The sequence below is a fragment of the Kribbella sp. NPDC050124 genome (genome assembly GCF_044460355.1).
Classification (GTDB): Bacteria; Actinomycetota; Actinomycetes; order Propionibacteriales; family Kribbellaceae; genus Kribbella.
In genome coordinates, this window is sequence record NZ_JBITJU010000016.1 from 145,159 (window position 1) to 164,625 (window position 19,467).

Consider the following 19,467-nt stretch of genomic DNA (forward strand, 5'->3'; position numbering starts at 1 on the left):
TAACCCAAGAGCCCACTCGGCCCACTGGTAGTGTCCACACCAGACCACCCTGGAAACGGTTGCCTTCCAGACCAGACCACCTGCAACAGGGTTTCAGGCGAACCGGCGGTACGGCGCGGGCATCGACGGCTCCGGCTCCACCAGCAACGCCGCCACCTGCTCGGAGGTGAGCAAGTCGTAGCCGGCGAGCACCTCCAGTGAGCGTTCCCGCTCGGCCAGCGCACGATTCGCGAGGCCGATCAGCCGGTACGCCGTACTGAGGTCCCACAGCAGCCTGCCCAGGCCCAACTCGTTCGGCCATCCGGCCAGCAGGTCGATGGCATCGGTCAGCCACTGGGCTGCCTGCCGCGGTTCCCCTGCGTCGAGAGCAATCTGCCCGAGGTTCGCCATCGATATCCCCTGGCCGGTGACATGGCCCAGCTGCTGCCGTAGCTTCAACGCCTCGTGGTGCCGCGCACGCGCCTCCGCGAGCCGTCCCTGGTGGTGCAGCACGATGCCGAGGTTGGTCAGGTCGACGGCCTCCACCCCGGGCTCGCCGATTGCGTGGTTCAGCCCGGCCGAGCGAGTGAGCTCCTGCTCGGCCTGCCGCGGTCGACCGGACATCACCAAGGCGTGCGAGAGGGTGGCGCAGACCCGCGCCTCCCGCAACTTGTCGCCCAGCACCGCGAACTGGTCCCGGGCCGTCTGCAGCGGCTCGACGGCCGCACTCGGCCGGTGCGCGATCTGTGCCGAACCCCAGGCATGGGCCGCGGTCGCGACGAGGATCGGCTCTCCCGCCTCCTCAGCAGCGTCCAGCGCCAGCCTGCCGAGCCGCAGCGCCTCGGAGTGCCAGCCGCGGCTCGCGAACGAACTGTGCGCAGCCGCGGCGAAGCCGACCACGACTGCCGGATCGTCCTGCAGCGCTGCAACGGCCACCAGGTTCTCGCGTTCGGCATCAACCCACGAAGACGCCGCATCACGGTCTGCGAGTGACGCCGGATCCCAGGTGAGCTCGGATGCGCCCGACGTCAACCACAGTCTCGACGCGGTGGTTGCATGCAGGCTGGACGCCGCTCTGAGCGTAGCGAGATAGGCGTGACCGGTACGGCGGATCGCAGCAGCGCGTACCTCGGTCGACAGTCCTCCGGCGACTTCCGACGCATAGAGCCGAACCAGGTCGTGCATGCCGTACCGGCCCGAGGCGCGCACCTCAACCAGCCGGGCGAGCACCAGCCGGTCGAGACCGTCCTGAGTGTCGCCCGGCCGGGCATCGATCAGCGCGCCGATGGCGTAGTCGTCGAGATCTGTGAGGTTGAGCAACGGCAACATCCGGAAGATCCGGTCAGCGAGCCGACCGGTGCGGCCGCTGCCCAGGCTCTGCCTGCCCACGCTGATGCTGGCCCGGACCGATAGATCGGCGTCACTCAGCTCGTCCAGGCGACGCTCGCCGACGGCCAACCGTCCTGCCAGGTCCGCCACGCGCCAGTCCGGCCGTGCTGCCAGTCGCGCGCCGGCGATCCGAATGGCCAACGGCAACCGGCCGCACAGGCCGACGACCTGCGCAGCGGCCTCGGGCTCGGCTGCGACCCGGCCTGCACCAGCCAGCTCATCCAGCAGCGCCAGCGCGTCCTCCTCCGCCAAGGCATCGAGTTGCCACTGGAGAGCGCCGTCCAGACTTCCCATCGGCATCCGGCTGGTCACCAATACGGCGCCCCCGCCCGGCGTCAGCCGCCGTACCTGCGCAGCGTCGACGGCGTCGTCAAGCAGCACCAGCAGGCGACGGCCCGCCGTGAGTGACCGGAACCTCGCCGCCGCCTCGTCGATGTCGGACGGCACCTGGTCGTCGGGTACACCAAGGGAGCGGAGAAACCGGCGCAGCACCGCCAACGGCGTGAGCGGTACCGCTCCAGGTGTCGCTCCGCGCAGGTCGGCGTACAACTGACCGTCCGGGAACTCGTCGCGGACCCGATGCCCGGCCTTGATCGCCAGCGCCGACTTGCCGACACCACCCTGGCCGTGGACGGCGACAATCGGCAGACGTTGCGAACTCCGCAGTACGGCACTGATCCGTTCGAGCTCAGTTGACCGGCCGGCCAGGTCGACGACGTCCGGTGGCAGCTCGGCCGGCGTCCGGAGGGCACGGATCTCGCCGCCGGGCGACAGCGCCGGATCGGCCACGAGGATCGCGTGCTCGAGCTCGCGCAGCCGCTCTCCCGGGTCCAGACCGAGCTCCTCGGCGAGCAACTCCCTGCCGCTGCGGTACGTCGCCAGCGCGTCGGCGGTCCGGCCGCCGCGATACAGCGACAGCATCAGCTGGGCCCGGAACCCTTCATGCAAAGGGTTTTCGGCAACTGCCACGGTCAGCTCGGGAACCAGCGCAGGGTGCCGGCCGAGCGCCAGGTCCGCCTCGATCCGCAGTTCCAGCGCCAGCAGCCGTGCCTCGGTCAGCCGGTCCGCCTCGTCCCGGAGCGACGAGACCTCCGCCAGGCCTTCGTACGCCGATCCGCGCCAGAGGCCGAGTGCATCGGACAGGACCGCGGCGGCCCGCTCCGGTTCGTCGGCCCGTTCACGCCCTTCGGCCAGCAGTGACTCGAACCGGTTCGCATCGAGCTGGTCCGGCGCGATGTGCAGCACGTACCCGTCCGCCGTACTGGTCAGCTCGTCTCCGGCGCCGAGCAGCCGTCGTAGCGCGTGCATGTGCCAGCGGATAGTTCCCTGCGTCGGCCGCGCGTCCTGCCATGCGGCGTCCACAAGGATGTCGCGGGACACGACCGAGCCCGCTCTGCTGAGCAGCAGAGCCAGCAGGGTCCGTCGGATGCCCGCATCGATCACCTGTGTCCGGTCGCCGTCGTCCACCGCTATCGGCCCCAGTACGCGGTAGCGCGGCTTCGGTCTGTTCACAGTGCGGTCATCTTGTCTCACCAGTGGGCCAACGCTGACCCAACGCCGGTCCGGGAACCTGCCGACACAGGTGGCTGCCGCGAGCCGCCCGACCGCCCGGGGGAAGACACGATGGATATCGAGATCGTCGCGCTGCTGCTTGTCGCGGCGGCGGTGGCCGGCTGGTTCGACGCTGTCGTGGGTGGTGGCGGGCTGGTGCAGTTGCCCGTGCTGATGCTGGCGCTGCCCAGTACGCCGGCGGTGTCGCTGCTGGCGACGGACAAGCTGTCGTCCATCTCCGGTACGGCGTGCGCGGCAGTCACCTTCGCCCGCCGGACTAAGGTCGACGTCCGGCTCGCATTGGTGAGCGGCATCCCAGCAGTGGCGTTGTCGGGAGCGGGTGCCGCGGCTGCGGGCACGCTACCCCCAGAGGTACTGCGTCCGGTCGTGGCGGCCGCGCTCATGGCCGTCCTGGTGCTGGTGGTCGCCCGCCGCGATCTGGGCGTGGCTCCGACCAGCGTCCTGCCGAGCCGCGCCCGGGTTGCCGCAGTGGTGGCTGTGACCGGGGTGGCATTGCCGTTCTACAACGGGTTCGTCGGTCCGGGCACCGGGACGATGATGGTCGTCGCGCTCACGACGCTGCTCGGCACCGACTTCACCCGTGGATCGGCGACGTCGAAGCTCGTCAACCTCGGCTCGAACCTCGGCGCTCTGCTGGTCTTCGCCTGGCAGGGGCAGATGCTGTGGATGCTCGGGCTCGGCATGGCCGCAGCCAACATGCTCGGCAGCCGCCTCGGCGCAGGTCAGGCGCTTCGCCGCGGGTCGCGCTTCGTTCGCGTCGTACTGATCGTGGTCGTCAGCCTGCTCCTGGCAAGACTCGCCGTGGCGGAACTGATCCGCTGAGCAGCGGCCCTGGAACACATCCAGGACCGCTGCCCGCGTCGATCACCGCCCGAAGGCCTGCGCCGTCCCCCGCGGAGTCACTACGGCACCCAGCTTCTCCTTGGCGCCGTCACCACTCTGCTCCGGCGCAGCAGCACCCCGAGCGGCGCCTGCCCGCTGTTCAGGAGGTCGCGCGCGAAGGCCACATCGCCTTCCCTGCCGACCCGCAGGGCGCCGGCGACCTTGCCGAGCCCGGTCTGCGGCGCCTGCTGCACCTCGTTGTCCGGCCAGCCGCTGACCACCGGGCTGTCGGCGACCATGCTGTTCTGCTGCTTGGCCGCTTCCTCCGCGGCCTTGCGCGCCGCATCTTCGGCCGCCAGGCGGGCGGCCTCCCGCGCGATGGCTTCCTGGTGAATCCTGTCCAGCGCCGCGGCTTCTTCTTCTTGGGTACCCATCGGTCCTCACTTGTTCATCGGATGGCAACCCCCGTGGGGAGATCCAACCAACATGACAAGCGCCGCGTGGGGCGTGCTTGATAACGATCCGGTCAGGCTGGGTCGAGCATGTCCGGGGTGAGGTTGGCCTCGGTGTTCGGGATGCCGAGGTCGGCGGCGCGCTTGTCGGCCATCGCCAACAGCCGGCGGATCCGGCCGGCCACCGCGTCCTTGGTCAGCGCCGGCTCGTGCAACTGCCCGAGCTCCTCCAGGCTGGCTTGCTTGTGCTCCAGCCGCAGCTTGCCCGCCACCTGCAGGTGGTCCGGTACGTCGTCGCCGAGGATCTCCAGCGCCCGCTCGACCCGCGCACCCGCGGCGACGGCTGCCCGAGCCGAGCGGCGCAGGTTCGCGTCGTCGAAGTTGGCCAGCCGGTTCGCGGTCGCGCGGACCTCGCGGCGCATCCGGCGCTCCTCCCAGGCCAGCACCGACTCGTGGGCACCGAGCCGGGTGAGCAGCGCGCCGATCGCATCGCCGTCGCGAATCACCACGCGGTCGACGTTGCGCACCTCGCGCGCCTTCGAACCGATCCCGAGTCGCCGGGCCGCACCGACCAGCGCCAGCGCCGCCTCCGGACCAGGACAGGTCACCTCGAGGGACGACGACCGGCCCGGCTCGGTCAGCGAGCCGTGCGCCAGGAACGCACCCCGCCAGGCCGCCACCGCGTCGCAGGAAGCACCCGACACCACCGCCGGCGGCAGACCCCGGACCGGGCGGCCGCGGTTGTCGACCAGGCCGGTCTGCCGGGCCAGCGCGTCACCGTCACGGACGACGCGTACGACGTACTTGGTCTGCTTCCGGATACCGGACGGGGAGATCACCACCACGTCCGACGGGTGCCCGAAGATCTCCGCGATGTCCTTGCGCAGCCGCCGGGCCGCGGCCCCGCTGTCCAGCTCGGCCTCGACGACGATCCGCCCCGACACCAGGTGCAGACCGCCCGCGAACCGCAGGACCGACGACACCTCGGCCTTGCGGCAACAGGGTTTCGTGACCTGGATGCTGGTCAGTTCGGACTTCACCTGTGCAGTCATCGCCATGAAGGCATCCTCCCACCGTTGTCAAAGACCCTCGTTCAACGGGCGCATCGCGGACCTGGTTACGCAGGGATGCAACCTCCCGGAGGGCCCGATGCGTTCCCTCGACGACAGAATTGATCGGCAGAGGGGGCCGGATGCGAAGACGCGACGACGACGAGTTCACCGAGTTCGCCGCGATCACGATCCGACGGTTGCGACGTACGGCGTACCTGATGTGCGGCGACTGGCATCGGGCCGAGGACGCGGCCCAGGACGCGCTGGTGAAGGTCTACCGCCGCTGGAACCGCATCGACCGCAGCGAGGGGCTGGTCAGCTACGCGCACAAGGCCGTCGTGACCTCCGTGCTCGACCAGGCGCGACGACCGTGGCGGCGCGAACATCTCGACGACCCCGGAGACGACATCCTGACCGCGCCGGACGCGTTGCAGGCCGTCGACGACCGCACGGTGGTGGTCGCGGCGCTCGCCGCACTCGCGCCCGGTCAGCGCGCGTGCGTCGTACTGCGGCACTACGCCGACTTCAGCGTCGAGCAGACCGCCGAGATCCTCGGCATCGGCGAAGGCGCCGTGAAGAGCCAGACCTCCCGCGGTCTCGTGCACCTCCGCCAACTCCTCGGACTCACCGAAAAGAGCACCTCGTGACCACCGACATCGAGCGCCTCCTGGCTGCAGCCGCCGACGACACCGACCGGCCACTGCACACCGACGTCGACGCCATCCTCGCCCGTGGCCGCCGTTCGGTCCGCCGCGGCCGGATCGCCGTCGCGACCACCGCCGTCCTCACCACCGCGGCGATCATCGGCGGCGTCGCCGCCTGGTCGAACACCGTGAACGACTCCGCGGACCCGGCCGGCGACCCGAAGAACCAGACCATCACCGTCGACTCGAAGACCGGACAGGTCGTCGACAACGAGTCCGGCCGGCAGGCCGCGGCCCCGCCTCCGGTCAGCCCGCTGTCGGACGCCGAGGTGCTGCAGCGCTGCAAGCAGTACGACAACGAGTACGTCCAGGCCAACCAGGAGCGCGGCTCGAACACCTTCGACAAGGCGGGACCGATCGACGCCCGCTGGAAGGTTCTCGTGAAGAGCGGCGACCAGAGCCGTCTGCAGGCGTTGTTCCTGGCGCCCGACCAGTCGATCGTATCCACTTGCACCATGGAGGGCCCGCAGCGGCCCAAGACCAACGGGCGCTACAGCACGACAGAGAGCTTCGGGACGCCGGGCAAGGTCCCCGGCGGTTCGGAGGGTGAGACCCAGGCCGTCTCGGCAAAGGTCCGGATCCCGGCTGACGGCGTCGCCCGGGTCCTGGTGAACTTCGTCGACGAGCAAGCACCACGGCAGGCGCTGGTCGGCCCCGACGGATTCTTCACACTGGGCTTCCCGGGCTGGGAGCAGTACCGCTGGCCGTCGCCCGACGCCACGGGCCGGGCACGCCGGCCCGAACCGACGATCCAGCGGGTCAGGGCGTACGACGCCGACGGCCGCCGGATCTACGACTGGAAGTACCAGCCGGTGGAGCTGCCGCAGCAACCGACCGTGCCGGCGGACCGGAAGATCGAGCTCGCGGCGCCGATCACCCCGGAGATCGTGCTCACCGAGGACCCGGCCACCGGCAAACGGCTGCAGCCGGCGCCGCCGGTCAGCCCGGTCAGTGACGACTCGATCCGGACCCGGTGCAAGAAGCCGGACGACGCCTACCTCAAGGGCGGCGCCCTGCCGGGTCAGGACTCGCGGACCTACGACGCCGGGAAGATCACCCCGGAGTGGAAGGTCGCCCTGAAGACCGGAACCGGGATCGACTTCACCGCCCTGCTGGTCTCCCCCGGCGACAACGTCGTCGCGTGGTGCCACATGTACGACAAGGCCGATCACTACGACTACAGCCGCGGCGGCGTCCCCGCCACCGGGAAGTTCGGGGTCGGTCTGGCGTGGGGCCAGGTCCCCGACGGGGTCGCCCAGATCGTGGTCGACCTGCCGAGCGGCCCGGTCCGCGCACTGATCTCGAACGGGTTCTTCATCTGGGGTCTCACCGGCGGGAACTCCGACGTCAAGAACGTCCGGGTCCGCGGCTTCGACGCCCAGGGCAAGCAGGTGTACGACGCCAATCACGACATCGACGCGAGCTGATCTGTCGGCGCGGGTTGGCTACCGCAGGGGCCCGGACAAGTAGTCGGGACCGCGGACATCTGATCAGATGTCCGCGGTCCCGAGAAGGTGTCCGAAGCCAGACGTACGGCTAGACGAGCAGCTCGCGGAAGACCTTGGCGAGTTTGTCCGGGGCGTGGTGGAGGTGGCGGTCGTCGTCGGCGATGTCGGCGATGACCAGCTCCGCGCCGAGCGCCTCCGCCGTACGGCGCAGGGACGCCGGGTCGGGCACGTGGCCTTCGTCGGCGAGGACCACGTCGATCCGCAGGTCCGGGGCGTGCGCGGCCAGCACCTCGAGGTGGGTCTCCGGCGAGAAACCGTCGGTCTCGCCCTTCTGCTCCCCCAGGTTCAGCGTCAGCACCCGCCGGGCGCTGGTCTGCTCCAGCCCGCGGCACAACGCCGGGACCAGCAGGTTCGGGATCACCGACGTGAACCACGAACCCGGTCCGACGACGACCCAGTCGGCTTCCGCGATCGCCACCAGCGCCTCCGGACAAGCCGGCGGGTCGGCCGGGTCGAGCGCGACGTCGACCACGTGCCCTTCGGTCGTCGCCACCTCGGCCTGGCCGCGGATCTCGGTGATCGCCTCCGGATGGGCCGGATCCAGCCCGAGCACGCGAGCAGTGATGTCCAGCGGTACGGCGGACATCGGCAAGACCCGGCCCTGTGCGCCGAGCAACCGGGCCACCCAGTCGAGCCCGTCCACGGCCTCGCCGAGCAGCTCCCACAGCGCGACGATCAGCAGGTTCCCGACTGCGTGGTCGTGCAACGCACCGTCGCTGCGGAACCGGTGCTGCAGCACGTCCGCCCACGTCCGGCCCCACTCGTCGTCGCGGCACAACGCGGCCAGCGCCATCCGCAGGTCACCCGGCGGCAGCACCCCGAGCTCACTGCGCAGACGACCGGACGAACCACCGTTGTCCGCAACCGTGACAACCGCAGTCAGCTGGTCAGTGACATGACGAAGCGCGGACAGAGAGGCAGCCAGTCCATGCCCCCCTCCCAGTGCGACAACTCTGGGGGCTCTCGTCACTCGCGCCCCAGATCTCGGTGGACGACCAAGGTCGGTGACCCTTTCTCGCGCAGCCGCCGGGCGATCTCCTCGGCCATCGCGACGCTGCGGTGCTTACCCCCGGTGCAGCCGATCGCGACGGTGACGAAGCGCTTGCCCTCGTTCAGGTAGCCGGTCCGTAGGGTGTCCAGCACGTCCACGTAGTTCTGCAGGAACTGCTGGGCCAGCGGATGGCCGAGGACGAAGTCTGACACAGGACGGTCCTGCCCGGTCATCGGGCGCAGGTCGGGCTGCCAGTACGGGTTCGGGATGAACCGCATGTCGGCGACCACGTCGGCGTCGACCGGGATGCCGTACTTGAACCCGAACGACACCACGGTGGCCCGCAGCTCGGCGTTCTCCTCGTCGCCGAAGGCGTTCACGATCTTCGCGGCGAGCTGGTGGATGTTCATGTTGGAGGTGTCGATGACCAGGTCGGCGCCGGCCCGGATGTCGCCGAGCAGCTCGCGCTCGCGCTGGATCCCGGTCAGCAGCCGGCCCTCGCCCTGCAGCGGGTGCGGCCGGCGAACGCTCTCCTGCCGCCGCACGATCACGTCGTCGGAGGCCTCCAGGAACAGCGTCAGCGGCCGGTACCCCTTCAGCCGCAGGTCGTGCACCGCCTGCGGCAGCTCGTCGAAGAACATCCCGGTCCGGACGTCGACGACGACCGCGAGCCGCGGCGCGGCCCCGGTGCCGACCACCTGCTCGACGATGGTGGTGAGGAACATCGGCGGCAGGTTGTCCACCACGAACCAGCCGAGGTCCTCCAACACGTCCGCGACCGAGCTTCGCCCCGCCCCGGACATTCCGGACACGATGACGAGATTGCCTGCGTCGTCCATCAGCTCTCTGTTCTCCCTGGATCCCCGTCGGCCGCTTCAACCGACCGCTGCCCGGCAGCCGCCGGGACGTCGTCGTCCAGTATCTCGCCCGTGGCCATGTTCACCGACGGCGCCCGGCCGGTTTCCGCCTTCGTTGCGGCAGCGTTCACCGCCAGTACGACGGACTCCGCCGTGCGGCGCCCGAATCCGGGCAGCGCGGCCACCTCGTCGATGGTGGCCTGACGCAACTTCTTCAGCGAGCCGAAGTGCTTCAGCAGGGTCTTGCGGCGGACCTCGCCGAGGCCGGCGACCTCGTCCAGCACGCTCTCTACCATCGACTTGGACCGCCGGCTGCGGTGGTGGGTGATGGCGAACCGGTGGGCTTCGTCGCGCAGCCGCTGCAGCAGGTAGAGGCCCTCGGACGTCCGGGAGAAGATGACCGGGTCCTCCTCGTCCGGCAGCCACACCTCCTCGAGCCGTTTGGCCAGGCCGCAGACCGGGATGTCGCCGAGACCGAGCTCGTCCAGCGCCTGCCGGGCGGCCGCGACCTGCGGAGGGCCGCCGTCGACGACGACCAGCCCTGGCGCGTAGGAGAACTTGCGGGCCCGGCCGGTCTCCGGGTCGATCAGGTTGGCCGCCGGGTCCTCGTCGTCCTGCAGGGTGGCCCGCTCGTCCAGGAGCCGCTTGAACCGCCGGGTCAGCACCTCGGCGATCGAGGCGACGTCGTTCTGCCCGTCGACGCCCTTGATCACGAACCGGCGGTACTCGCTCTTGCGCGGCAGGCCGTCCTCGAAGACCACCATCGACGCGACGACCTCGGTGCCCTGCAGGTTCGAGACGTCGTAGCACTCCAGCCGCAGCGGCGCCTCGGGCAGGTCGAGCCCGGCCTGGATCTCCTCGAGCGCCTGGTTGCGGGTGGTCAGGTCGCTGGCCCGCTTGGTCTTGTGCATGGTGAGCGTCTGCAGCGCGTTGCGCTCGACGGTCTCCATCAGCGCCTTCTTGTCACCGCGCTGCGGGACCCGGATGAACACCTTCGAGCCGCGCAGCTCCGACAGCCACTCGGTCAGCGCGGCCGCGTCCTCCGGCTCGGTCGGGACCAGGATCTCCCGCGGGATCGCGTCGCCCGAGTCGCCGGCGTACGTCTGCTGAATGAACCGCGACACCAGGTCGCCGGTGGTCGCCGTACCGTCCGCCTTGTCGGCGATCCAGCCGCGCTCACCGCGGATCCGGCCACCGCGGACGTAGAAGATCTGGACGGCGACCTCGAGCGGGTCCTCGCTGAGCGCGATCACGTCGGTGTCGGTGCCGTCGCCGAGGACGACCGCGTTCTTGGCCAGCGCCTTCTCCAGGGCGGCCAGGTCGTCGCGGATCTTCGCGGCCCGCTCGTACTCGAGCTCGGCCGCGGCGGCCTTCATCTCCTTCTCCAGCCGGCGTACGTACGTCGCCGTCTGGCCGGACAGGAACGCCGCGAAGTCGTCGACGATCTTGCGGTGCTCGTCCTGGCTGACCTGGCCGGTGCACGGCGCCGCGCACTTGCCGATGTAGCCGAGCAGGCAGGGCCGGCCGATCTGGCGGTGCCGGTTGAACACGCCCTTGCTGCACGAGCGCATCGGGAACACCCGCAGCAGCAGGTCCACGGTCTCCCGGATCGCCCAGGCGTGGCTGTAGGGGCCGAAGTACCGCACGCCTTTCTTCTTCTGGCCGCGGCCGACCATCACCCGCGGGTAGTCCTCGTTGAGGGTGATCGCGAGCCACGGGTACGACTTGTCGTCGCGGTACTTCACGTTGAACCGTGGGTCGTACTCCTTGATCCAGGAGTACTCCAGTTGCAGCGACTCGACCTCGCTGGCGACCACCGTCCACTCGACCTTCGCGGCCGTCGTCACCATCGCCTGGGTGCGCGGGTGCAGGTTCACCAGGTCCTGGAAGTACGACGACAGCCGGGCCCGCAGGTTCTTCGCCTTGCCGACGTAGATCACCCGCCCGGCGGCGTCGCTGAAGCGGTAGACGCCAGGCGAGTCGGGGATCGACCCTGGAGCGGGACGGTAGGAGGACGGATCAGCCACCCATCCACCCTAGTTCGCCGCACGGACAAAGTCGGAATTCCGCCAAAGTCTCTATCGCAGCTTCAATGACACACTTGAAGGCATGACCGTTGACGAGCTGGACCTCCTGATCAAGAGGTACGACGGCGTCCGGATCCTCGAGGCCCAGGACGACCTGTTCTACCTGTACGACCCCGCCGGCGACCTGCCGCCCGAGCGGCAGCAGCCGTTCGCCACCATCGTGACCGGCGACCACTACGAGAAGGTGTCCCGGCTGGACGAGCCCGGAGCCTGGCGACTCAACCTCGGCCTGACCAAGGCGACGTACACCTCGCTGTTCGGCGCCGTGCCGACCGAGCGGGACGCGGACTGGGTGCTGGACTCCGGCCACGACTACACCGCCCGCGACCAGTTGATGCCGCACCCGTTCTACGCCTCGCAGCACTGGGTCTGCATCGTCTCCCCCACCGATCCGGCGGCACTCCAGGACCTGATCACCGAGGCCTACGAGTTCGCCGCGCGCAAGTACGCCAAGCACCGGGCCCGCCAAACCAGCTGAACCTTGCGGTCGTGTTGCGGCTTGCCTCATAAGCCCGGTTTGACCCCCGGTTGGGATGAGCGCACTCCCTAGCGTGTGACCCAGGGTAGATGCGCAGGACCTTTGCGTGAGGCAACTGGGCCTTGCGCTGACTCGAGGGAGCCGCCCATGTCCCCCATCCGCAGACCGCGGGCCGTGCTGGGAGCACTCGCCGCATCCGCGCTCGCCGCCACCGGCATCGTCGCCACCGCAGCCGGTAGTGACGCCGCACCGGACGCCGGTGTCAGCATCCGCGGCGCCGGCAGCGCCAACGCGATCCCGGACAGCTACATCGTCGTCCTGGCCGGCCAGCGCAGCCAGGCCGAGACCCGGGCCACCAACGCCACCCTGGCGAGCAGCTACGACGTGAAGGTGGCCAAGCAGTACGACGCGTCGGTCAAGGGCTTCTCGGCGACGATGAACGCGGAGCAGGCGAAGAAGCTGGCCGGTGACAAGCGGGTCGCGTTCGTCCAGCAGAACCAGAAGATCACTATGAGCCAGGACAATCCGCCGTGGGGACTAGACCGCAGTGACCAGCGCGATCTGCCGCTGGACAAGAAGTTCACGCCGTCCGGCGCCGCCGAGAACGTGAACGTCTACGTGATCGACACCGGCATCTACGCCGCGCACAAGGACTTCGGCGACCGCGCCGCGGTCGGCACCGACACGGTCGGCGACGGCCAGAACGGCGTCGACTGCATGGGGCATGGCAGCCATGTGGCCGGCACCATCGCCGGATCGACGTACGGCCTGGCCAAGGGCGCCAAGGTGTTCGGGGTCCGGGTGCTCGACTGCAAGGGCTCGGGCTCGACCGAGTCGGTCATCGGCGGTATCGACTGGGTGACCAAGAACGCGAAGAAGCCCGCGGTCGCGAACATGAGCCTCGGCGGCGGCGCGGACGACGCGCTGGACGCGGCGGTGAAGGCGTCGGTGGACGCCGGCATCACCTACGCCGTTGCCGCTGGCAACGAGAGCTCGGACGCCTGCGGCGGCTCGCCGGCCCGGGAGCGGTCCGCGATCACGGTCGGCGCGACCGACGACCAGGACCAGAAGGCGTCGTTCTCGAACTGGGGCAAGTGCGTCGACCTGTTCGCGCCGGGCGTAGACGTCGAGTCCGTCGGCATCACCGACCCGGAGTCGACCGCCACGATGAGCGGTACGTCGATGGCCACGCCGCACGTGGCCGGTGGGATCGCGCTGTACCTGTCCGACCACCCGGACGCCACGCCGGCCGAGGTGACGACCGCGCTGGTCGGTGCGTCCACCCCGGACAAGGTGGGCGACCCGGGCGAGGGCTCGCCGAACAAGCTGCTGTTCGTCGGGAAGGCCGACCCGGCCGCCCAAGGCTGACCTGCCGAAGCTGAAGAGCCCGGCCCCCCGGAGGACCGGGCTCTTCGCCTGTCTCAGGACGTCTGGACGATGTTGCTGCCCTGGACGGCGACGTTGACGGCCGGCAGCGCGCTCCGCGCCGGGCCACTCACCGGGCTGCCGTCGGTGATGCTGAAGTGGCTGTTGTGGAACGGGCACACGATCTGACCGCCCTCGACCGAGCCGATCGGGTTGCCCTGGTGGGTGCACACGGCCGAGAAGCCCTTGTACTGGCCGGCGGCCGGCTGCGTCACGACGACCTTGGCGCCGGTGAACACCTTCCCGCCACCCACCGGCACGTCGGATGTCGGGCCGAGCACCGTCCCGCTCGCGGTTGTCGCCGGAGCGCTCGACGACGGAGCGCTCGACGACGGAGCCGAGCTGGTAGCTGTGGTCGGCGCACTGCTCGTCGGGGCCGAGCTGGTCCCGGTGGTGCCGGCCGAGCCGGCGTCGTCTCCCCCACCGCAGGCGGCCAGGATCGGCGCGCTGGCGCCGGCCAGCGCAACCATCGCAGCGCAGCGCAGCACCGACCTCCGGTCGCGCAGGTCATCCGCAACAGGCGCGGCCTCGGGGGTTGCGGGTGGGGCCATGGTGTCATCGCTCATGAATTCGGACCTCCAGGAGCTTCCGGTCAAAGTAGTTGAACGCTTTGCTTCTTAGTTGTCTACCCGGCCCCTCAAGTACGGGGCGGATACCGGGACAAACGACCGGATCACCCGAACGGTTCAGCGTTTGAGCACCTTTTCAGGATTCAACCGGGCTTTGAGGCTTTGCTGCGAGCCCGCTGTGCGTCAGCTGGCAGTGTGGGTGACCGTCTCCACGACCCGTGCGGCAAGCTCGAGGACGGTACGGCGGGTGCCGGACTGCAACTGCTCGCTGTACAGTGGCCAGGACTGCGCTATGTGCAGGTCGAACGGCAGCACGACCGGCTCCATGCCTCGCTGACGGAAGGCCTCCACGAGCCAGCCCACAGACGCCGGGTCGACGTTCTCGACCACCGTGATGACGACGATGCCGCGACTGAGCAGCACGTCCTGGCCGCCCGGTGTCAGCTGGTCGAGCTGCGACAGGCAGTACTCCGCCACGTGCTGCACGGACGGCACGACCACGACCGCACAGTGCCCGGAGCCGGCCATCTCGCTACCCACCTCGTCGAACAGACCACCTGGGCAGTCGACGACGGCCAGCCCGACATCCCGTGACCCTTGGCCCTGCGCTTCCGCGAGCGTCGCGCGTACGGCGTCAGCGGTGCCCTCGCTGCGGACCAGAGTGACTCGCTCGATCGGACCGGCGCCGACGGACAGCTCCAGTCGCCGGGACAGCTCGGCGCCACCCGGGTCCGCGTCGACCGCGACCACGCGGTCGGAACGCTGGACGGCCAGCATGGTGGACAGCAGGGCGGCGACGGTCGACGTACCGCCGTTGGTGACCGGGCTCAGGACACCGACCCGGCGCATGATCGCGATCGGCCGGCGAATCGTCGCGATGTTGTCCACGTCGCGCTGCATTCGGCCCGAGGCGCCGACCAGGTACGCCGCTTCGGAGGCGATCCGGCGGAACCGGCGGAAGACCGAGTCCCCTTCCGGCTCGCCCATCGGCGTACCGAGCTGATCCGACTGCGGAGTCGGCGGCGCAGCCCAGCCTCCCCCGGGGTGCTGCTGCGGCTGCTGGTCGTAGTAGTCCTCGTGCGGCACCTGCCCGGGGTGATGCTGACCCTGCGGCGGGTACTGCTCGTACGGCGGAGGCTGCTGGTACTGGGGCTCCGGTGGGTACTGCTCGTACGGCGGCGGAGCGTACTGCTGCTGCTCGTACGGCCCAGGTTGGTACGGCGGCGGCTGCTGGTACCCCTGCTGCGGGTACTGCTCCGGCGGATACCCCTGCTGCGGTGGATAACCCTGCTGAGGCGGGTACGGCGGCTGCTGCTCGTACGGCGCGTACTGCTCCGGCGGATAGGGCTGCTGCGGAGGGTATTGCTCCGGCGGGTACTGCTGCGGTGGGTACTGCGGAGGCGGCGGCTGCTGCTCGTACTGCTGGGGTGGGTACTGCTGCTGCGGATACTGCTGCTGGTACTCCGGAGGAGGCGGCTGCTGCTGCCCGTACGGCGCCTGATACGGCCCCGGCTGATACCCACCCTGCTCCGGAGGCATCCCCTGCTGCTGCGGAGGCACTCCCTGCCGCGGAGGCATACCCTGCTGTGGCGGGCCCGGCTGTTGCTGCGGATAGCCCTGCTGTGGTGCAGGGGGCATCGCAGGGCCGCCCTGCCCAGCTGGGGCCGGCGGCGGGGCGGGCGGGGTGTCCGGGCGGTCAGGGTCTTCGGCCGGTGACTGCTCCGCCATCCGGCGCAGCATGTCACCCTGCCAGTTCGATTCATTGGCATCCTCCCTGTCATGACCGACGGGGATTCCTTCCGTGCCGCTCATGCGGCACTCCGGTGGGTTCCTGCTTCGCCGACGACGGCCGGACCGAGGTCCGGGCTTACACCGCCTCCACAGGCAGTCGCGGCCTGCCCGGCCGCCAGGATATTGCGTGCCGCATTCTCGTCGCGGTCATGCACAGCACCACAATCGCACCGCCACTGGCGAACACTCAGCGGCTTCGCACCACCCAGCACACCGCAAACCGAACACAACCGAGTGCTCGGGAACCAGCGGTCCACCTTCGTCACCGCCCTGCCGTACCGGGCCGCCTTCTCCGCCAGCACCCGCAGGAACTGGCCCCAGCCGGCGTCGTGCACCGACTTCGCCACCCTGGTCCGGCCGAGCCCGGCGATCGACAGGTCTTCGACATGAACCGCTTGGTTCTCACGGATCAGACGAAGAGCCGCCTTGTGCGCGTGATCAGCCCGGGCGTCCCGCACCTTCCTGTGCAGCACGGCGACCCGGCGACGAGCCTTGTTGCGGTTGGCCGAACCCTTCTGCTTGCGCGACATAGCCTTCTGGGCATGCGCCAGCCGACGCTCGGCCTTCCGCAGGTGCCGCGGGTTCTCAACCTTCTCCGTCGTGCCGTCCGTAGCCGCGACGGTCGCGAACGTCGACAACCCCAGGTCCACGCCAGCCTGACGCTGGACCTTCGGCAGCGGCGTGTCTGCGACCTCAACCACGAACGACGCGTAGTAACGCCCATCCGGCTCCATCACGACGGTCACCGACGACGGGACCGACGGCAAGTCCCTGGACCAGCGGACCTTCAGTTCGCCGACCTTGGCTACATACAGCCGCTCACCACGCAAGGAGAACCCGTTGCGGGTCAGCCGGATGCTCTGGCGGTTCGCCTTCTTCCGGCGCTTCGGGCGGCCTATCCTGCGGCCCTTGCGACGCCCGGACCGCGAGTCGAACCAGTTCCTGTACGCACGGCGCGCGTCGTTGCACGCCTGAACCAGCGCCACAGACGGCGCTTCTGCGAGCCACACCCGCTCAGGCGTGGCCTTCGCCAGCGTGACCACCCGCCGCTGAACCTCACTGTCGCTGAGCTTCTCACCCGCCTCGTGCGCGTTCTGCCGCAGGCGCAACGAGTCGTTGAACACCACCCGGACACAACCGAACACCCGCACCAGCGCCTGCCTCTGCGACGCGGTCGGGTACACGCGGTACCTGTAGCGAACGATGCTCACGGGAAGACACACTACCGCTCGTCCATACCCGTCCGTGACGAGAATCGCCTTGGCACACAGGTGGTTTCGGCCTTTCTCGTCCACCTGCTCTTCGTGACGAACCACCAGTCTGGGCTGCTCGATGACGAGATGCTGCCCCAGCGCTCGCGCCACTTATCTTGGGCATTCCATCCGGTCGTCAGAATGCGTTCAGCAGGTCGGAGTAGACGCCGAAGACTCCCAGCGCCAGGGGGACCGTCACGATGATCGCCCCGACCTCAAGATAGTCGAGCAGCTGGGTGAGCCGCGCACGGACATGCTCCGCCGGTGCGAAACTGAGACCGAACGCGCAGAACATCGCCACCAGCACCAGCAACCCGAGCGCGATGAACGCGCCGCCCTGACCGTTGACCGCCGCGATCAGCACGCAGCCCGACACGATCGTGAACGCCGCCGCGAACAGTACGGCGACCTCACTCACCAGCGGGTACAGCCGGGACCGAGACGCGAGCAGGAACGCCAGTACCAGCGCCAGCGCGATCGCCCACGCCCCGCCTTGGCGCAGCAGCATGATTCCAGCCACCGCGGACGAGATCGCGATCGGCACCACCGCCAGCGCCAGGCCAAGGTGTGCGGCATTGAGTGCGGCCTGCACGTCGCCGCGCATGATCTCCTGACCCGACGCACGCCGGTCGTCCAGACCGGACAGCCCGGACAACGCCAGCGCCAACCGCGGCAGCAGACCGAGCAGCAACACAGCCAGCAGGGCTGCCAGCGCACCGATGCGGTCCGCATCGAGCCCAGTGCCCGCGCCGATCATCCAGATCGCCACGAACAGGATCGCCGTCGCACCGGCAACCACACCGCCACCGGCCACGCCGGCCGCTGCGTAGAACATCGGCCCGAACGCGAGGCAGAGCGCACCGACGGCGATCGACAGCCCGAGGTTCCAGCCGGCATCAAGCGCCCAGAACGCAGCAGCCAGCGCCAGTACGACGGTTGCCACCGTGACCAACGGGATCGCGACGACCTTGTTGCCGGACCGGCCCAGCGCGATTCCGATGAAGGCACAGATCGCCGCCAGCACCAGCAAGATCACACCGGTGAGCACGTTCGGCGCGGCGACCAGCAGGGAGATCGAAGCCGCGATGATCGAGAACACCAGGCCGGCCCCGGCCAGGATCCGGCGGTGCGCAGGCTTGAAGGTCGAACCGCGACGCTTGAGGTCCTCGACCGCTTCCTCGGTCACGTCGTACACGGTCGGAGGCGGCGGCAACTCGCCCTCGGCGGCCAGCCGCAGCACCGATCCGTCGATGATCTGCGCCGACGAGAGCGTCCCCTCCGGCGGCACCAGCACGCCGGTCGCGGTGGTCAGGAAGCGCCGCTGCGGGGTCTGCTGCAGCGGCTCGTCGAGCATCCGCAGCAAGTCCGGGAGCAGCACGCCGAGCGGCTCGTCAGCAGGCAGTACGGCGTCCAGCCGCCGGCGCTGACCGATCACCGTCACCCGGCTGTAGGTGCTCATGCCTGCAAACTCCTGTTCTGATCGTTCGTCACCGCTTACCCGCCAGTGCGTCGGCCGGGATGAGCTTCTTCATCAGCGTCGCGTAGGTCTCCCAGTCGCGCGGACTGCGCCCGTCACCGATCGGGTACCAGACCGCCGGCGCGTGCGAGGGCCCGATCGCCAGCGCCTTGCTGATCCCCTCGACGGTCAGCATCTCGGTCAGGCTCGACGCCCGGACCGCCTCGTTCCCGGCGGCCAACCCGATCGGGCAGGCCATCCCCAGGAATCTCGGCGCGTACGTGCCGTCGGCTTCGCCGTACGAGCCCATCACCATCGCCGAGACGAGCTCGAAGTCGTCGGCGATCTCGTCGATCCACTCGCCGACCTTGTGCATGCCCGGGAACTCCATCCCCGGTTGGGAGACCGCTAGCGTGACGGTCTCGTCCACGCCGGACTTGGTCCGGCGAGCCTCGAGGGTGCCGACCGACGGCCGGAACTCCGCGCCCGGCTGCCCGGCGAGGATCAGCCAGGTCGGCTCTGGGGCCCGGTCCCGGCAGTACTCGGTCAGGGCCTCCGGGCTCCACGGCTGGGTCACCGGCTCCGACGTCGACCAGCCGGCCGGTCCGCTGCCAGTGGCCGTCGTGAATAACCGCTCGGCGACCCGACCCAGCACCAGGCTGTCGACCGGCTTGTGCCGGACCCGCACGGTGAACTGCAATTGACCGAACGGATCTTCCTGGATGACGTAGTCCGGGTGCAGGTCGGAGCTCTGCTCACCGGGCTTGACCGCCGAACGGGCGATGAACATGTCGCCGTTCCACTTCAGCCGTACGCCGTTCAGCCCGTCGAAGTACTCGCCGTCCTCGCCGGTGACGACCCACTTGGAGAACGCGCCCTTGAACAGCGTCGACCGGACCGGCCAGGTCAGTTTCGAGCTCTTCGGCGTGACCAGCTGCACGTCCCGCTGAGCCATCTTCGCCGAGGTCAGCGCGTCGCTCAGCCAGGCCGACATGCCAATCACCGGACGGTCCTGCATGACGACGGCGACGTTCTCCGTGATCAGGTCGACGCCCGGGCTGAAGATCAGGTCGTTCGGCATC

Annotated in this window: 16 protein-coding genes; 5 read left to right on the top strand and 11 right to left on the bottom strand. The window is 69.5% G+C overall.

The window, feature by feature from the left end:
- Positions 1-93: 93 nt before the first annotated feature.
- Entirely contained in the window at positions 94-2,880 is a 2,787-nt protein-coding gene (locus tag ACIBL3_RS30905; protein WP_396357258.1) for a BTAD domain-containing putative transcriptional regulator, read from the bottom strand.
- Between the two features lie 111 nt (positions 2,881-2,991).
- Here ACIBL3_RS30905 and ACIBL3_RS30910 point away from each other — a divergent pair, with 111 nt between their 5' ends.
- Positions 2,992-3,762 carry a sulfite exporter TauE/SafE family protein gene (locus tag ACIBL3_RS30910; protein ID WP_396357259.1) on the top strand — a complete coding sequence of 257 codons (771 nt, stop codon included), beginning with the start codon at positions 2,992-2,994 and terminating at the stop codon, positions 3,760-3,762.
- Between the two features lie 80 nt (positions 3,763-3,842).
- Here the strand turns inward: ACIBL3_RS30910 and ACIBL3_RS30915 are convergent, their stop codons facing one another.
- Both ACIBL3_RS30915 and whiA read right to left on the bottom strand, forming a co-directional pair.
- Positions 3,843-4,196, bottom strand: a complete 354-nt coding sequence (locus tag ACIBL3_RS30915; RefSeq protein ID WP_396357260.1) for a hypothetical protein — start codon at positions 4,194-4,196, stop codon at positions 3,843-3,845.
- A 92-nt stretch (positions 4,197-4,288) separates the two neighbouring features.
- A complete protein-coding gene (whiA, locus tag ACIBL3_RS30920; protein WP_112238983.1) occupies positions 4,289-5,272 on the bottom strand; it encodes a DNA-binding protein WhiA in 984 nt (327 codons plus the stop codon).
- Positions 5,273-5,406: 134 nt separating this feature from the next.
- Between whiA and ACIBL3_RS30925 the strand changes: the two genes are divergently transcribed.
- Both ACIBL3_RS30925 and ACIBL3_RS30930 read left to right on the top strand, forming a co-directional pair.
- Positions 5,407-5,913, top strand: a complete 507-nt coding sequence (locus ACIBL3_RS30925) for a SigE family RNA polymerase sigma factor (RefSeq protein ID WP_396357261.1) — start codon at positions 5,407-5,409, stop codon at positions 5,911-5,913.
- On the top strand, positions 5,910-7,397 hold the full coding sequence (locus ACIBL3_RS30930) for a hypothetical protein (RefSeq protein ID WP_396357262.1): 1,488 nt from the start codon (positions 5,910-5,912) through the stop codon (positions 7,395-7,397). Before ACIBL3_RS30925 ends, ACIBL3_RS30930 begins: the two co-directional genes overlap by 4 nt.
- 109 nt (positions 7,398-7,506) lie before the next feature.
- On the opposite strand, the gene yvcK is transcribed toward ACIBL3_RS30930, so the two are convergent.
- The 3 genes from yvcK to uvrC are packed head-to-tail and all read right to left on the bottom strand — an operon-like array spanning position 7,507 to position 11,353.
- Positions 7,507-8,448 (bottom strand): uridine diphosphate-N-acetylglucosamine-binding protein YvcK, encoded by a 942-nt coding sequence (gene yvcK, locus ACIBL3_RS30935; protein ID WP_396357263.1) that lies wholly within the window; start codon positions 8,446-8,448, stop codon positions 7,507-7,509.
- A complete protein-coding gene (rapZ, locus tag ACIBL3_RS30940) occupies positions 8,445-9,308 on the bottom strand; it encodes an RNase adapter RapZ (RefSeq protein ID WP_396357265.1) in 864 nt (287 codons plus the stop codon). The genes yvcK and rapZ overlap by 4 nt, the downstream gene beginning before the upstream one ends.
- Positions 9,308-11,353 carry an excinuclease ABC subunit UvrC gene (uvrC, locus tag ACIBL3_RS30945; RefSeq protein ID WP_396357267.1) on the bottom strand — a complete coding sequence of 682 codons (2,046 nt, stop codon included), beginning with the start codon at positions 11,351-11,353 and terminating at the stop codon, positions 9,308-9,310. Before uvrC ends, rapZ begins: the two co-directional genes overlap by 1 nt.
- Before the next feature lie 82 nt (positions 11,354-11,435).
- Here uvrC and ACIBL3_RS30950 point away from each other — a divergent pair, with 82 nt between their 5' ends.
- Entirely contained in the window at positions 11,436-11,891 is a 456-nt protein-coding gene (locus ACIBL3_RS30950) for a DUF6194 family protein (protein ID WP_396357268.1), read from the top strand.
- A gap of 147 nt (positions 11,892-12,038) precedes the next feature.
- Entirely contained in the window at positions 12,039-13,259 is a 1,221-nt protein-coding gene (locus ACIBL3_RS30955; protein ID WP_396357269.1) for a S8 family peptidase, read from the top strand.
- 53 nt (positions 13,260-13,312) lie between these two features.
- On the opposite strand, the gene ACIBL3_RS30960 is transcribed toward ACIBL3_RS30955, so the two are convergent.
- The 5 genes from ACIBL3_RS30960 to ACIBL3_RS30980 all read right to left on the bottom strand — a co-directional run bounded on the left by ACIBL3_RS30960 (position 13,313) and on the right by ACIBL3_RS30980 (position 19,466).
- Positions 13,313-13,882: a Rieske (2Fe-2S) protein gene (locus ACIBL3_RS30960; RefSeq protein WP_396357270.1), complete on the bottom strand. Its 570-nt coding sequence runs from the start codon at positions 13,880-13,882 to the stop codon at positions 13,313-13,315.
- 186 nt (positions 13,883-14,068) lie between these two features.
- Positions 14,069-15,424, bottom strand: a complete 1,356-nt coding sequence (locus ACIBL3_RS30965) for a MinD/ParA family protein (RefSeq protein ID WP_396357271.1) — start codon at positions 15,422-15,424, stop codon at positions 14,069-14,071.
- A 269-nt stretch (positions 15,425-15,693) separates the two neighbouring features.
- Entirely contained in the window at positions 15,694-16,887 is a 1,194-nt protein-coding gene (locus ACIBL3_RS30970) for an RNA-guided endonuclease InsQ/TnpB family protein (RefSeq protein WP_396357272.1), read from the bottom strand.
- 178 nt (positions 16,888-17,065) lie between these two features.
- Positions 17,066-18,388, bottom strand: coding sequence for a type VII secretion integral membrane protein EccD (gene eccD / locus ACIBL3_RS30975; RefSeq protein ID WP_396357273.1), 1,323 nt, complete (start codon positions 18,386-18,388; stop codon positions 17,066-17,068).
- A 28-nt stretch (positions 18,389-18,416) separates the two neighbouring features.
- The gene (locus tag ACIBL3_RS30980) at positions 18,417-19,466 is read right to left on the bottom strand and encodes a DUF6177 family protein (RefSeq protein WP_396357274.1); all 1,050 of its coding nucleotides are present in this window, start codon (positions 19,464-19,466) and stop codon (positions 18,417-18,419) included.
- Position 19,467 lies beyond the last annotated feature (1 nt).

What these genes read in the sequence shown, in the direction of transcription:
- eccD (WP_396357273.1), bottom strand. Translation starts at nt 18,388, where the DNA reads ATGAGCACCTACAGCCGGGTGACGGTGATCGGTCAGCGCCGGCGGCTG.
- whiA (WP_112238983.1), bottom strand. Translation starts at nt 5,272, where the DNA reads ATGGCGATGACTGCACAGGTGAAGTCCGAACTGACCAGCATCCAGGTC.
- ACIBL3_RS30965 (WP_396357271.1), bottom strand. Translation starts at nt 15,424, where the DNA reads ATGCCTCCGGAGCAGGGTGGGTATCAGCCGGGGCCGTATCAGGCGCCG.
- ACIBL3_RS30925 (WP_396357261.1), top strand. Translation starts at nt 5,407, where the DNA reads ATGCGAAGACGCGACGACGACGAGTTCACCGAGTTCGCCGCGATCACG.
- ACIBL3_RS30950 (WP_396357268.1), top strand. Translation starts at nt 11,436, where the DNA reads ATGACCGTTGACGAGCTGGACCTCCTGATCAAGAGGTACGACGGCGTC.
- ACIBL3_RS30910 (WP_396357259.1), top strand. Translation starts at nt 2,992, where the DNA reads ATGGATATCGAGATCGTCGCGCTGCTGCTTGTCGCGGCGGCGGTGGCC.
- ACIBL3_RS30915 (WP_396357260.1), bottom strand. Translation starts at nt 4,196, where the DNA reads ATGGGTACCCAAGAAGAAGAAGCCGCGGCGCTGGACAGGATTCACCAG.
- ACIBL3_RS30960 (WP_396357270.1), bottom strand. Translation starts at nt 13,882, where the DNA reads ATGAGCGATGACACCATGGCCCCACCCGCAACCCCCGAGGCCGCGCCT.
- ACIBL3_RS30980 (WP_396357274.1), bottom strand. Translation starts at nt 19,466, where the DNA reads ATGCCGAACGACCTGATCTTCAGCCCGGGCGTCGACCTGATCACGGAG.
- rapZ (WP_396357265.1), bottom strand. Translation starts at nt 9,308, where the DNA reads ATGGACGACGCAGGCAATCTCGTCATCGTGTCCGGAATGTCCGGGGCG.
- ACIBL3_RS30955 (WP_396357269.1), top strand. Translation starts at nt 12,039, where the DNA reads ATGTCCCCCATCCGCAGACCGCGGGCCGTGCTGGGAGCACTCGCCGCA.